Origin of the sequence: Acetobacter sicerae (assembly GCF_011516765.1) — a bacterium.
In the GTDB taxonomy this organism is placed as follows: domain Bacteria; phylum Pseudomonadota; class Alphaproteobacteria; order Acetobacterales; family Acetobacteraceae; genus Acetobacter; species Acetobacter sicerae.
Map to the genome: position 1 here is coordinate 1 of NZ_JAAABN010000039.1, position 10,635 is coordinate 10,635.

At 55.4% G+C, this 10,635-nt stretch carries 19 protein-coding genes and 2 pseudogenes; 14 read left to right on the forward strand and 7 right to left on the reverse strand.

Going from position 1 to position 10,635, the window contains the following annotated elements:
- Positions 1 to 113 precede the first annotated feature (113 nt).
- The 5 genes from GVI59_RS17840 to GVI59_RS17860 form a co-directional block, all read right to left on the reverse strand.
- Positions 114 to 371 (reverse strand): hypothetical protein, encoded by a 258-nt coding sequence (locus GVI59_RS17840; RefSeq protein WP_173575404.1) that lies wholly within the window; start codon positions 369 to 371, stop codon positions 114 to 116.
- Positions 372 to 438: 67 nt separating this feature from the next.
- The gene (locus tag GVI59_RS17845; protein WP_173575405.1) at positions 439 to 714 is read right to left on the reverse strand and encodes a hypothetical protein; all 276 of its coding nucleotides are present in this window, start codon (positions 712 to 714) and stop codon (positions 439 to 441) included.
- A gap of 10 nt (positions 715 to 724) precedes the next feature.
- On the reverse strand, positions 725 to 1,582 hold the full coding sequence (locus GVI59_RS17850) for a bactofilin family protein (protein ID WP_173575406.1): 858 nt from the start codon (positions 1,580 to 1,582) through the stop codon (positions 725 to 727).
- A 300-nt stretch (positions 1,583 to 1,882) separates the two neighbouring features.
- Positions 1,883 to 2,827, reverse strand: coding sequence for a hypothetical protein (locus tag GVI59_RS17855; protein ID WP_173575407.1), 945 nt, complete (start codon positions 2,825 to 2,827; stop codon positions 1,883 to 1,885).
- Between the two features lie 155 nt (positions 2,828 to 2,982).
- Positions 2,983 to 3,441 (reverse strand): helix-turn-helix domain-containing protein, encoded by a 459-nt coding sequence (locus tag GVI59_RS17860; RefSeq protein ID WP_173575408.1) that lies wholly within the window; start codon positions 3,439 to 3,441, stop codon positions 2,983 to 2,985.
- A gap of 258 nt (positions 3,442 to 3,699) precedes the next feature.
- Here GVI59_RS17860 and GVI59_RS19500 point away from each other — a divergent pair.
- Positions 3,700 to 3,801: pseudogene (locus GVI59_RS19500) on the forward strand (S4 domain-containing protein); the annotation flags it as partial.
- Positions 3,802 to 3,817: 16 nt separating this feature from the next.
- On the opposite strand, the gene GVI59_RS19220 reads toward GVI59_RS19500, so the two are convergent.
- Entirely contained in the window at positions 3,818 to 4,108 is a 291-nt protein-coding gene (locus GVI59_RS19220; RefSeq protein WP_242013207.1) for a hypothetical protein, read from the reverse strand.
- A gap of 197 nt (positions 4,109 to 4,305) precedes the next feature.
- Between GVI59_RS19220 and GVI59_RS17870 the strand changes: the two genes are divergently transcribed.
- On the forward strand, positions 4,306 to 4,500 hold the full coding sequence (locus GVI59_RS17870; RefSeq protein WP_173575410.1) for a hypothetical protein: 195 nt from the start codon (positions 4,306 to 4,308) through the stop codon (positions 4,498 to 4,500).
- Here GVI59_RS17870 and GVI59_RS17875 read toward each other — a convergent pair.
- On the reverse strand, positions 4,497 to 4,673 hold the full coding sequence (locus GVI59_RS17875; RefSeq protein WP_173575411.1) for a hypothetical protein: 177 nt from the start codon (positions 4,671 to 4,673) through the stop codon (positions 4,497 to 4,499). The genes GVI59_RS17870 and GVI59_RS17875 overlap by 4 nt on opposite strands.
- Positions 4,674 to 4,780: 107 nt before the next feature.
- Here GVI59_RS17875 and GVI59_RS17880 point away from each other — a divergent pair, with 107 nt between their 5' ends.
- The 12 genes and pseudogenes from GVI59_RS17880 to GVI59_RS17930 all read left to right on the forward strand — a co-directional run bounded on the left by GVI59_RS17880 (position 4,781) and on the right by GVI59_RS17930 (position 10,508).
- Positions 4,781 to 5,173, forward strand: a complete 393-nt coding sequence (locus tag GVI59_RS17880; RefSeq protein ID WP_206752379.1) for a hypothetical protein — start codon at positions 4,781 to 4,783, stop codon at positions 5,171 to 5,173.
- A gap of 58 nt (positions 5,174 to 5,231) precedes the next feature.
- Entirely contained in the window at positions 5,232 to 5,453 is a 222-nt protein-coding gene (locus tag GVI59_RS17885; RefSeq protein WP_194299181.1) for a helix-turn-helix domain-containing protein, read from the forward strand.
- Positions 5,450 to 5,710, forward strand: coding sequence for a DUF2312 domain-containing protein (locus GVI59_RS17890; RefSeq protein WP_173575413.1), 261 nt, complete (start codon positions 5,450 to 5,452; stop codon positions 5,708 to 5,710). Before GVI59_RS17885 ends, GVI59_RS17890 begins: the two co-directional genes overlap by 4 nt.
- Positions 5,710 to 5,916: a hypothetical protein gene (locus tag GVI59_RS17895; RefSeq protein ID WP_173575414.1), complete on the forward strand. Its 207-nt coding sequence runs from the start codon at positions 5,710 to 5,712 to the stop codon at positions 5,914 to 5,916. The genes GVI59_RS17890 and GVI59_RS17895 overlap by 1 nt, the downstream gene beginning before the upstream one ends.
- On the forward strand, positions 5,916 to 6,470 hold the full coding sequence (locus GVI59_RS17900; RefSeq protein WP_173575415.1) for a DNA cytosine methyltransferase: 555 nt from the start codon (positions 5,916 to 5,918) through the stop codon (positions 6,468 to 6,470). The genes GVI59_RS17895 and GVI59_RS17900 overlap by 1 nt, the downstream gene beginning before the upstream one ends.
- A gap of 5 nt (positions 6,471 to 6,475) precedes the next feature.
- Entirely contained in the window at positions 6,476 to 6,922 is a 447-nt protein-coding gene (locus GVI59_RS17905) for a hypothetical protein (RefSeq protein ID WP_194299182.1), read from the forward strand.
- The gene (locus GVI59_RS17910) at positions 6,919 to 7,401 is read left to right on the forward strand and encodes a hypothetical protein (protein ID WP_173575416.1); all 483 of its coding nucleotides are present in this window, start codon (positions 6,919 to 6,921) and stop codon (positions 7,399 to 7,401) included. The genes GVI59_RS17905 and GVI59_RS17910 overlap by 4 nt, the downstream gene beginning before the upstream one ends.
- Before the next feature lie 112 nt (positions 7,402 to 7,513).
- Entirely contained in the window at positions 7,514 to 7,786 is a 273-nt protein-coding gene (locus GVI59_RS17915) for a hypothetical protein (RefSeq protein WP_173575417.1), read from the forward strand.
- A gap of 1 nt (position 7,787) precedes the next feature.
- Positions 7,788 to 8,057 carry a hypothetical protein gene (locus GVI59_RS17920; protein WP_173575418.1) on the forward strand — a complete coding sequence of 90 codons (270 nt, stop codon included), beginning with the start codon at positions 7,788 to 7,790 and terminating at the stop codon, positions 8,055 to 8,057.
- A gap of 14 nt (positions 8,058 to 8,071) precedes the next feature.
- A pseudogene (locus GVI59_RS19505) lies at positions 8,072 to 8,239 on the forward strand (helix-turn-helix domain-containing protein); the annotation flags it as partial.
- 246 nt (positions 8,240 to 8,485) lie between these two features.
- Entirely contained in the window at positions 8,486 to 9,034 is a 549-nt protein-coding gene (locus GVI59_RS17925) for a hypothetical protein (protein WP_173575419.1), read from the forward strand.
- Positions 9,021 to 10,508 carry a replicative DNA helicase gene (locus GVI59_RS17930; RefSeq protein ID WP_173575420.1) on the forward strand — a complete coding sequence of 496 codons (1,488 nt, stop codon included), beginning with the start codon at positions 9,021 to 9,023 and terminating at the stop codon, positions 10,506 to 10,508. Before GVI59_RS17925 ends, GVI59_RS17930 begins: the two co-directional genes overlap by 14 nt.
- Positions 10,509 to 10,635: the final 127 nt, after the last annotated feature.

Consider the following 10,635-nt stretch of genomic DNA (forward strand, 5'->3'; position numbering starts at 1 on the left):
GTCGTTCTCAGCGAGCAGCGCTGCGTTCTGTGTGACAAGATCTCCTGCCGCACGCTCAGCCATCGGCCAGTCGTGGTGGGTGAGTGCGTAGTTCAGCGCGGTCATCGTGGTGCTCATGCTGCGGCTCCTTCTTCCCGAGCATCAATCCGCTCGAACGCTGCATTCAGAAAATCGTCCTCTTTCTGAAGCGCGATGCGAATTTTGCTGATCGCCTCTCCCGGAAACTCAATCGCCTCAATCGAAGCGGGCATCAGGCAGCGTCCGGCGCGGTTGTCCATCCGCATCGAACGAATTGCGCTCTCGATCATCTTCAGGCCCTTTTCCATCTGCGTGAGATGGTCGCCTGTTCTGCTGAGAGATTTCTTATCCATAAAACCCTCCATTACTTGCCGTATCCGGCTACCAGGCGAGGACCGAAGCCCTCGTAGGGCAGTGGGATCAGGCATCCTGCAATGCGTCACGACGTGCTTCAGCAGCGGTCATTCGTGCGTCTGTCGCTTCCTGCCGGAGTGTGTCGTCGAACTGTTCGATGCAGACTTTGAGATCACCAGCGAGGTCGAGCATCGGACCTTCGGCGTTGTCGAACTCAGCGGGTGTGTCGTCACCCAAAGCCTTCAACTGCCGCATTGCCACCGCAAGCGCGTCATAGGCGTCGTTCATTGCGTTCAGGCGGTCTTCCTGCGCCGCTGTGTAGTTGTCGCTGTAGTAATCCATCCCATCCTCCTCAAGCGGCTTTTTCAGCTGCATGAGTCCACTGACTGGACCGCAATTCGATGAAAGCAATCAGATGGCGATATTCCTGACCTGTTACGCTATCTCCATGCGTTTTCTGAACAGCAGAACGGAATTCATCGAGTGTTCCTGAAAAACAACCGCGATTGACAGAAACCCCGGCATTGGTCCGGAACCATGTGAGCGTCCCGTTTTCAGAACCCACATGCGCATGCCATCCAATATGAATGGATAGCTCGACCCGAGCGTTGCCGGAGACCCAAGCGTCGCCGTAGACCCAAGCGTTGCCGGAGACCTGAGCGTTGCCGGAGACCCGAGCGTCGCCGTAGACCTTAGCGTTGCCGGAGACCTGAGCGTTGCCGGAGACCCGAGCGTTGCCGGAGACCCGAGCGTCGCCGTAGACCTGAGCGTTGCCGGAGACCTGAGCGTTGCCGGAGACCCGAGCGTCGCCGTAGACCTGAGCGTTGCCGGAGACCTGAGCGTCGCCGTAGACCCGAGCGTCGCCGGAGACCCAAGCGTTGCCGGAGACCCGAGCGTCGCCGTAGACCCGAGCGTCGCCGTAGACCCAAGCGTTGCCGTAGACCCGAGCGTCGCCGGAGACCCAAGCGTTGCCGGAGACCCGAGCGTCGCCGTAGACCCGAGCGTCGCCGTAGACCCAAGCGTTGCCGGACTGGTCCAGATTTCCTTCGGACTCAACAAATCCACCAAGATCACCAACAGAAACACCGATCGCGGCGATGGCGACGAGCGCACGGATACGGTGCAGAGTCCGTCCATCCCATGAATTCGTTGTCTCGTCGGTCAGTTCATATTTTTTGGGAGCAGTCTGCTGCTCGACCGTCTGCGTCATATCCCATCCTCCTGTCGCTCGGCTGGTTCGTTCCAGTCGGGTCGGCGTTGGTTGATGAGGGGAATGTATCGTCGTAACGACGATGTTGCAAGGATAAAAATCGTCGTAATGGCGATTTTCTTGCGGTATCCTCATCCCGGCCAAAATCCGGGCAAAAAAATCCCGGCGCTTGGCCGGGAGATGGGAGGATGACTCTAAAGACGACTGAAGAGCAGTGAATCGATTTGCCCGTGTGATCACCATTATCGGCAGACGGCTGCCATTTTTAGGTATGAATCGGCTCCGGCACTCGGGGGGAGTTTACTCAATCAATCCAGGCGTTAAGCGGGATATTGCCAGTTCAGAAACTGATGGAGGCAAGGATTTTCGCTTTAGATATCCTTTGAACTTACCGCCATTTAAATACTCATCTTGTAGCCAACGCCGGTATTCACCCAAAGCGTCTAAGGGGTAGCAGTTTGCGATTTGGGGATTTGATCTGGCTTGTGGATGATCGTCGGGATAGCGATGAGGGAATTTTCTTCTGTCGCCGAACGTTTGGTTCAAATTATTTACATCCCAATATGTAGCCAAACACTTACCTATTGAAATATCTGGGACCATAGATTCTCCGATTTCGGCCCCTGCCATGATAAGCTCGTATATTATGGTGTGGGCTTCATTGAAGATGCTAAAATAGCCGGATGGGGCGCTTTGGTGGTTTAATTCAATTCTTTCGTGCCATTTGCGAAATTTTTGCTGCCCGGTCGGATCGTAACCAACTTTACTGTATATCAGTTCCTGAAGAGCTTTGCCCGCCAAGAGCCGGAAATTATCTCTTGCGGCTTCACGGGGCTTAGCTGCATCGAATGCGTAGTACTCGAGAACAGCAAGGCATATGGGGGCAGGGTAGGCATGTATTACTCTGGATCCATCCGATGCGTCTATGTATGCTTCAGGAGCGTTTATTCCGCTTTTTCTCAGTATTTCTTTTATTCTTGATATTCTGGGTTTGGGCGAAGAGTCATTCCACTCCATGCCGATTGTGCGGATGTGGAGATTCTCCATGTCAACGAGGCGAGCCAAACCTCTCCCAGTCAGGAATGGAGTCCCATCACGCAATACCCCCATTCCGATGCCGTCAATCTCTGCCTGAACTTCTATCCCAAGGTCTAAATTCTGCTGATTTTGCCCGAGTTCCTTTTGCGTTAAATTTCTCGGCAATGCCCTGATAATATTAGATTTATCCCCGAGTTCCTTAGCCATGGTATTTCGCCTTTATTAAGGTTTGCCAACTCGTCCCCATCCACCGCACAACCAAAATCCCCGCATAACCGCCATCAATCTCTTTTGTGTTCCCACTATGTTCTCTTTTGTGAAAGGGTTCTCGTGAAGTGAGAAGGAGAGCGGGATGAAGGCTTTTAGGATTCCTCCGAAGATCGGTTCGCGGCAGCCTCAATTGCCTGCTCAAGCACCCCGGCCTCTGCCTTCGTCGGGAAAAGGTCAGGACTCTCCATCGCGATATGTATTGCTGTGGCTAGAGGCATCTTTGCCTCTATAACGCCGCGATAAATCCAGTCTGTCGGACACCTGGTGATGTCACAGAATTTCACAATCACCGACTCATCTGGGAAATTCTTGCCGCGCAGATATCCATTGAGCTGGCGTGGGTCGATTTCAAGTTGGCGCGCCAGCTCAGCTTGGGATGCGCCGTAGGCATTAAAGGCGGCCTTAAACCTTGCGGCAATGGCTTCCCGGAGTTCGGATGACTTTGGTGGTTTAGCGTGTGCCATGTCGCCATTATGGCGAGGCGGGTTTTTTATCATATCGCTCATACGACGCTTGCATTCATCGTCGTTACGACGATATAAGCGTTTCATGAAAACCTCTCTGGACATCATAAATGCGGTCGGGGGCGTTCGGGAGACTGCCCAACATCTCGGTCGCGATTGGAAGACCGTTCACAACTGGACACGTCCCGGTAGGCGTATTCCATCTTCTGTTTGGCCTGAGTTCATAAAAATCCCGGCTGCTCAGAGGGCGAATATCAGTCTCGATTTGCTTTCATCACATCAAGCATCCCGCCGCGAGGAGGCGCAGCCATGAGCGACACGCTATTGTTCAAACGCGTTGCAGAGATGGCTGGGTGCTCGAATGGCGAAGCGCGACGACTGGTACGAGCCGGGAATATCGCCGTGAATGGCGAGCCGTCCAACGACGAGATGATGGTTGTTTCGCCGTCGGACGCCGTTGAGATCAGCGCTTCCCAGAAATCAGTGCTTCAAGGTGATGAAATGCTTTCGTCATCTGATGGGATATCTCCTCCATCTCGGTTTCAGGCTTCTGTTCTGCGTTCAGTTTGTCTGTACTTTTCGCCGCAGAGAGAAGCTGTTTGCTTAGATCATCCCTCACTTCTTGAGGGAGGTGCTTCGCTATGATCACAACCGCAGTTTCAAGGGCTGAAAATCTCGCCTCAACACGCCAGCGTTCCGCATCTGAAACCGGACATTCTTCAAGCTGTTTCTGTATTTCTGATTTTTCAGACATCAATTCATCCTCTGTTGCAACGGGTGGTGAAAGCGTGGGGGAGGTTGCGACTCCCTCACGCGCCAAGAGCGTAGGCGATGCCGGGGAGGGGTGGAAATGAGCCTCACCGCAGCAATCATCCTCACAGTCACGCTCTGGACGGTTCTCTCTGTCGTCGCGGGCCTCCTGTTTGCGGCGTTCTGCCGGGGAGGGGAGTGATGAGCGCCGATATCCCTGCCGGATACTGCAAGGTGGGCGCAATACAGGGCGGCCAATGGTTCTCGCTCGCCAAAACCAGAGCTGGCGAGCCGATCACCTACATGCTGTTGCAGCAGTGGAAGAATGAGCGACGTTGCGCCGTGCGGGTCGTGAAAGACGGTGCAACGTCCATCTACTGCGCCAAGCGGCTCTAATCGCACGCCATGCCCCCGAGCAATTCCAATTCAATCCTAGCCGCCAGATGCGTCCGGTCCCTCAGTGAGGCACCCGGATGCAGCGCGGCCCATGTTCGGGCAGCCGTTACCAGCGACTGCGCGATGATGGGCTGTGCGATCGGGGGATCCGTCTCCTGGTCGTATTCGTGCATCACCTCCATGTTTTGTTTCTCCATCTCTCGTTCTCGCAAAACAGAGATTGGAACAGAACATGAGACGTTTTTTGGGAAAGTTGTCCAAGCACACGGAATTTCTTCCAATGCAAACCGCTGAAGCCGTGACACAGGACGCTCAGACGAAGGTGAGGGCAATTTGCGACGCCTTCGGAAGAAATCTGTGTGTCAAAGAGATCATTTCACGACTGGCTCGCCTGCTGTCCATCACTGATCGTCAGGCAAAGTCAGTTTACTACGGCGAGTGGCAGATGATGCCGGCGTTCGTCTACATGCGAATACTTACCGAATACAGATCAACCCTAAAGCGCCTTGAGAAACGTGCGGAGCAGGAAGCCGCCATGTATCGGGCGCTCAATCAGGAAATGGAACAGCGATGGGACGCCTCATTCGACTGTGGAGCGCAGCGTGGCTCAGGAAAAAAGCAAAGCGCTGCTGGGATAAAGCTCTTTTCTTTCGAGAACGCGCCACGAAGCTGAATGGCCGGGCGGATGCTCTGGAGAAGAAGGCCGACGAGATGATGAGGGAGATTGAGAAATGACCGCTTTCCCCATCGAAGAAATTCGTGCGCGTCTTGCTGATCGCGTCGAGCTTGCCGGCGGCCAGCGAGAGTTGTCACGCCAAATCGGCATAGCCCAGCCGGTGATATCGAAAGTGTTATCAGGCCGGGGCGATACGATCCCTGAAAGCCTGATCAATGCGCTCGGATATTTTGTGCAGCCAATGTGCGTGCCAGCGCTGAAAGGCATGAACCGATGAGTGATATTGGCCACAATACAGGCGGAGTTGCTGCTGATCGCCTCAAAAGCATCGTGGAGAGATACACGCGGCTCGAAGAAGAGAAGAAGGCCCTCGCTGATGACCAGAAAGACATTCTGACAGAAGCGGCGTCGGCAGGCTTCGACAAGAAAGTGCTCCGTCAGCTTATCCGGATTGTGAACTGCAAGGACAAAGACAAGCTTCGGTCTGAAGAAGAGCTGCTCGAAATTTACCGCAATGCGATTGGGGAAGCCTGATGCTGAAAACCCTATTCAAACCAAAGGACTCTCATTCAGTCGCGGCGTTGCGTGTGCGTGTCGCGCATCTTGAAGCGGAGAACGCACGCTTCCTCGGTGTCGTGGCCGCGAAGGAACGGGAGATCGCCACTTTGAAAGACGAACTCCGTGGCCGAGATCGGAAGATCGCTGCTCTCAAGCAGGATTGTGTGGGGAGGTTCGTTTGATGCGCGTTCTCATTGGATGCGAATATAGCGGCGTCGTTCGGGATGCCTTTATCGCTCTCGGCCATGATGCCATGTCATGCGATATTCTACCTACAGATCGCGCGGGGCCGCACTACCAAGGTGATGTTCGTGATGTGCTGGATTACCCGTGGGATATGGCGATATTTCATCCTCCCTGCACGGACCTATCTGTCTCGGGCGCCCGACATTTTGCTGAGAAGCGTCTGGACGGCAGGCAGCAGGCAGCAGTGTCGTTCTTCATGAGTCTCACAAAAACGGCGATACCCCGTGTGGCTATCGAAAATCCGGTCTGCATCATGTCTTCGTTGTGGCGTAAGCCAGACCAGATAATCCAGCCGTGGGAATATGGTCATGGCGAGACGAAGGCGACCTGTCTCTGGTTGAAAGGGCTGCCCCTACTCCAGCCCACAGATATTGTGGATGGCCGGGAAAATCGCATTCACCGCATGCCTCCTTCAGCGGATCGTGGAAAACTCAGGAGCGCAACATATCTAGGCATTGCGGCAGCGATGGCCCAGCAGTGGGGAGGATGAGCGTGATGCTCGGATACAACGGAGATGCGCTGCTCTACCCCGCGACGAAGCCGCGCGCCGTAGCGTTCACACTCCCGGAGCCGACCCCGCTGCTGAACGTCCTGATGCGGAAACACTATCGCGTCCGGTCACAGGACAAACGCCGGACAGCCGTTTTCATCGCGGGCGAGATTGCTGGCCAGAAACCTGCCGAGCCGTTCAAGAAAGCCCGTGTGACGATCGCACGATATTCGTCCGGCACTCCTGACGATGACGGATTGAAAGGCGGCGTGAAAGATCTTCTCGATTGCCTCACAACGCCGAAGCTTCTGGCAGGCGGAAAGATAAAGAACAAGTTCGGAGTGGGGCTGATCGTGGACGATAGCCCGGCGCACTGCCTGCTCATCGTGTCCGGCGTGAAATGTAAGCGCGCAGACCAGAGAACCGAAGTGCTTATCGAGGAGATTGCGTGATGCCGCTGAGATGGACAGAAAGCGAATTAAAGATCGCCCTCAACCCGACCCTCACATCCAAACAAGCAGCACAGTTTCTTGAAAACAGGGGAGATTACGCAGTTTACAGGGTGCGCTTCATCAACGGGGTAAAGACGGACCCAGAGGCAGTAAGGGCAGTCCGGAAAGAAGCTCATCAACGAGGCGTACTGACGCGCGCAGCTCAGTTAAAGAAACAGCAAGAGAAGAAGCGGGAAGAAAAGAAAGCCGCGGCAACAGGGAAGCCCCTGCGCGCAGTAACGCATGCGTGGTCCAGCGTGTTTTCTGCCGACGATCGCCTGCTCGGGCCATATCACCCGTCGCAAAACCTGCGGATTGAGAAATATCGTTCAAAAGTAAGGCGTGAATCTCAAAACGCCCCTTCCGACGTTCTGCCTGTCCGTGCTACACCAAAAACAGCGAAGCCCGCGAGTGCTGGACACACTCAAGCGGGCTTCTAACCAACGCGAGGAACGTACCCTTGCGCGGCTGATCCGGTACATGCCGGATACGCTGCCCGCCTGTCAACGATGGGCGTGGTGCGACTTCGCTCCGATGTGGAGTGAATGAGAGATGAGTTTTATTTCATGCCCGGAAGTTGTCGGCCGTATCGCGCCGAGGGTCGCAACCAGGCACGCCGCAACAGTTTCTGCCCGTCAGGAACTTTCAAGGCTCTGGAACGCCACCGAGACCGACGACGAGTTCTTTGATGCAGCGGCCAATGATATTCTTGCTTTAATGAATCTTCTCTTGGTTTCTCTGATGGAGCGCGAACCAAGCGAAGAAATCAGGCAGGCGTATCTGACTTCAATGAAATCCACCCTCATAGCGATGGAGGGTGTGTGAATTGATTGCTGTTCATGACCAATACAAGGATGACCCGACGCTCATAAATCTGTCCAGCGACATGCAGTTCGAGATTGAGACATATGTCGGAAGTCATGCGAGGCTGACAGAGGAAGTCCGTGTTTCAGTAACGAGGATGCTGAAAGCCTTTGCTGAACGCAGCGGGAATATGCCGTCTCACGGCGGCTTCCATGACCTGATGGTAGAGGTCAAGTGTGTCTGCAATGACCTCGTTTACCAGTACCTGCACCTTCTGGGAGATGCCGAATGAGCAACTCCGCATTGATGTGGGCGTGGTCCGTAAAAATCCCTACCACACACAAGATCGTCCTGCTCGCCTATGCTGAACATGCCCGTGAAGATACTGGCGAGGCATGGCCCGGAACCGATCGCGTTTCCGATATGACCGGACTGAATGAAAAGACGGTGCGGCGGTCACGCGCATGGCTCGTTGATAATGGCTTCATGCGCCTTTCAGGTGCTGCACGACGCACAAAAACGTTCATTTTGTCTCTCACTAAACCGGACTCTCAGTCCCATTTGGCGGACTCTCAGTCCCATTACGAAAATGAACAAACCGGACTTTCAGGCCCATCTAATGGGACGGAAAGTCCCCCCAACCGGACTCTCAGTCCCACTGAATGGGACGGAAAGTCCCCCGAACCCTTAAGAACCCTTATAGAACCCTTAGGGAAGGGGTTGGCGGGTGACGAGACGATCCCGACGTCGGAGCTTCCTATCGAGACCGATGACGACCTCCCCCCCAGCCATCGGCTCAAAGCCGAAATCAATTCCCGCTACATGCCGCTGGCGGTGAAATGCGAGCGAATTGCTGGCGACCCTCCCGGAGTGAAATATCCCGGATCGTCGAAAATCGGGTTTGTGCGCCAATGGCTGTGCGACGCCGTGAACGTCGGGTTGTCGCTGGACGAGGCGGAGCGGGTGATTGTCGGCGCAGTGACGCGGGTTTCCAACCGTCTTGGCGAGGGAAAATCCCTGAATTATTTCAACAACCCGGTAGCCGAGGACATCGCTCGGTTCGTGGCTGACCGCAAGATGAACGCACTCCGCGCTTCCGCCCCGGGTGATAAGGGCTGCGGCTCCCGTGGCATGACCGATAGCCTCCCCGGTGTCGTGACCCGGCTGAGGGACGAGAACGAATATCTCGCCTACGCCAAAGCCTGCCAGATGACCGGCAGGGAGCGTCTGGGGCTCGAGGAATGGAGGGCATCGCTTGTCTCCGTTTGACAACCTCACGGGCGACGGCCTGCGCCCTGTCCCGGCGAACATTGACGCCGAGCAGCGCCTATTGGCCGCGATCCTCACGAACAACAAGGCTTTCGACCTCGTGAGTGATATCCTCCAGCCAGACTATTTCGCCAACGTCGCTCATCGGCTGATTTACGGCTGCCTCGCTGAAACCATCATGTCGGGTTCAGAGGCTGCCCCGTGGACGATCCGGGACAGGTTGTCGGGATCTCCGCAATTCGAGGAGGTTGGTGGCGTAGCCTACGTCGGTAAGCTGCTCACAGCCACCGTGGGCTGGATCAATGCCCGGGACTACGCAGTCGTGATCCGTGACGCATGGGCGCGCCGGACGCTTATCTCCCTCACCAGCGAGGCTATGGCGGCTTCCTACGCGCCGGACAACGAAACAGCGGCGGATATCATGGGTCGACTGGAGACGGGGCTGATGGAGGTTTCCGTCGGTTCTGCACGAAAGACCCTGTGGTCATTGCAGGACGCTGCGTCTAACGCTTTAGGATCGCTGGACAGGGCAATGAAGCGTGGCTCCGGCGTCGTTGGTGCCAGCACTGGCTATAAGTGCATGGACAGGGCTTTGGGGGGATTTGCGCCGGGGTCGTTCAACGTGCTTGCTGGTCGGCCCGCAATGGGAAAGACCGGGTTGGCGGTTGGAATGGCGATCCGATCAGCCATCGCGAGCGGCAAGAAGACGCTCTACTGGTCCGGTGAAATGTCGGCTGAGTCCCTGAGCACAAGGCTCCTGTCAGCGTGGTCTGGCGTGCCTGCATCCGCGATCCGGGCGGGTGGTTACGAGAAGCCATCAATGTCTGGCGCTGGTATGGATTGGGTTCATCTCTCGCAGACAGAAGTCGACCGTATCGTCGGGGCTCAAAAGCATATCGGTGATCATATCTACGTCGAGGAGCAGGCTGGTATGACCGTGGCGGCGCTCCAGAGCGACATTCGGAGGATAAGCCGGACGGTTGGCGAGATCGGTCTCGTAGTGATCGATTATCTCGACCTGATGCGACCATCCAAAAACACCAAATCACAATTTGATGCGACGACGGATATTTCCCAAGGCCTTCTCTACACAGCCAAGACGCTCAACGTTCCGATGCTGATCCTGCAGCAGCTTTCCCGGCAGGTGGAGGCTCGCGAGGACAAGCGGCCAATCATGGCTGACCTACGCAATTCCGGACAGATCGAGCAGGACGCAGACAGCATTATGTTCGTTTATCGCGATCATTATTATCGGAGTCAGATAGTTCTTGAAAAGAAGGAAAACGAGACCGAGGGGGCGTTTATGGACAGGAAGCTCCGTCAGGCCGACCAACTGCATGAAATCGAGAAGGAGGCAGAGGTTATCATTCGGAAAAACCGAAATGGAGCAACCCAGACTGTCAATATGCGCTTCGATGGACCGAGGACGTGGTTCAGCGACCCGAGCGAGCGTGAAGGGATGAGGCCGTGGTGACCGACATGGTACGGATGGTGATGGGGATGGGGCGATGAGGGCGTCTGGATACGAGCGTAACGATGACGATTGGTATCAGGAGCCGGAGTGGGTGACCGATGCGCTCCTTGCAGTGGAGAGGCCGTTT

Coding starts and splice junctions, on each gene's coding strand:
- GVI59_RS17840 (WP_173575404.1), bottom strand. CDS start 371: ATGGATAAGAAATCTCTCAGCAGAACAGGCGACCATCTCACGCAGATG.
- GVI59_RS17845 (WP_173575405.1), bottom strand. CDS start 714: ATGGATTACTACAGCGACAACTACACAGCGGCGCAGGAAGACCGCCTG.
- GVI59_RS17850 (WP_173575406.1), bottom strand. CDS start 1,582: ATGACGCAGACGGTCGAGCAGCAGACTGCTCCCAAAAAATATGAACTG.
- GVI59_RS17855 (WP_173575407.1), bottom strand. CDS start 2,827: ATGGCTAAGGAACTCGGGGATAAATCTAATATTATCAGGGCATTGCCG.
- GVI59_RS17860 (WP_173575408.1), bottom strand. CDS start 3,441: ATGAAACGCTTATATCGTCGTAACGACGATGAATGCAAGCGTCGTATG.
- GVI59_RS19220 (WP_242013207.1), bottom strand. CDS start 4,108: ATGTCTGAAAAATCAGAAATACAGAAACAGCTTGAAGAATGTCCGGTT.
- GVI59_RS17870 (WP_173575410.1), top strand. CDS start 4,306: ATGAGCGCCGATATCCCTGCCGGATACTGCAAGGTGGGCGCAATACAG.
- GVI59_RS17875 (WP_173575411.1), bottom strand. CDS start 4,673: ATGCACGAATACGACCAGGAGACGGATCCCCCGATCGCACAGCCCATC.
- GVI59_RS17880 (WP_206752379.1), top strand. CDS start 4,781: ATGCAAACCGCTGAAGCCGTGACACAGGACGCTCAGACGAAGGTGAGG.
- GVI59_RS17885 (WP_194299181.1), top strand. CDS start 5,232: ATGACCGCTTTCCCCATCGAAGAAATTCGTGCGCGTCTTGCTGATCGC.
- GVI59_RS17890 (WP_173575413.1), top strand. CDS start 5,450: ATGAGTGATATTGGCCACAATACAGGCGGAGTTGCTGCTGATCGCCTC.
- GVI59_RS17895 (WP_173575414.1), top strand. CDS start 5,710: ATGCTGAAAACCCTATTCAAACCAAAGGACTCTCATTCAGTCGCGGCG.
- GVI59_RS17900 (WP_173575415.1), top strand. CDS start 5,916: ATGCGCGTTCTCATTGGATGCGAATATAGCGGCGTCGTTCGGGATGCC.
- GVI59_RS17905 (WP_194299182.1), top strand. CDS start 6,476: ATGCTCGGATACAACGGAGATGCGCTGCTCTACCCCGCGACGAAGCCG.
- GVI59_RS17915 (WP_173575417.1), top strand. CDS start 7,514: ATGAGTTTTATTTCATGCCCGGAAGTTGTCGGCCGTATCGCGCCGAGG.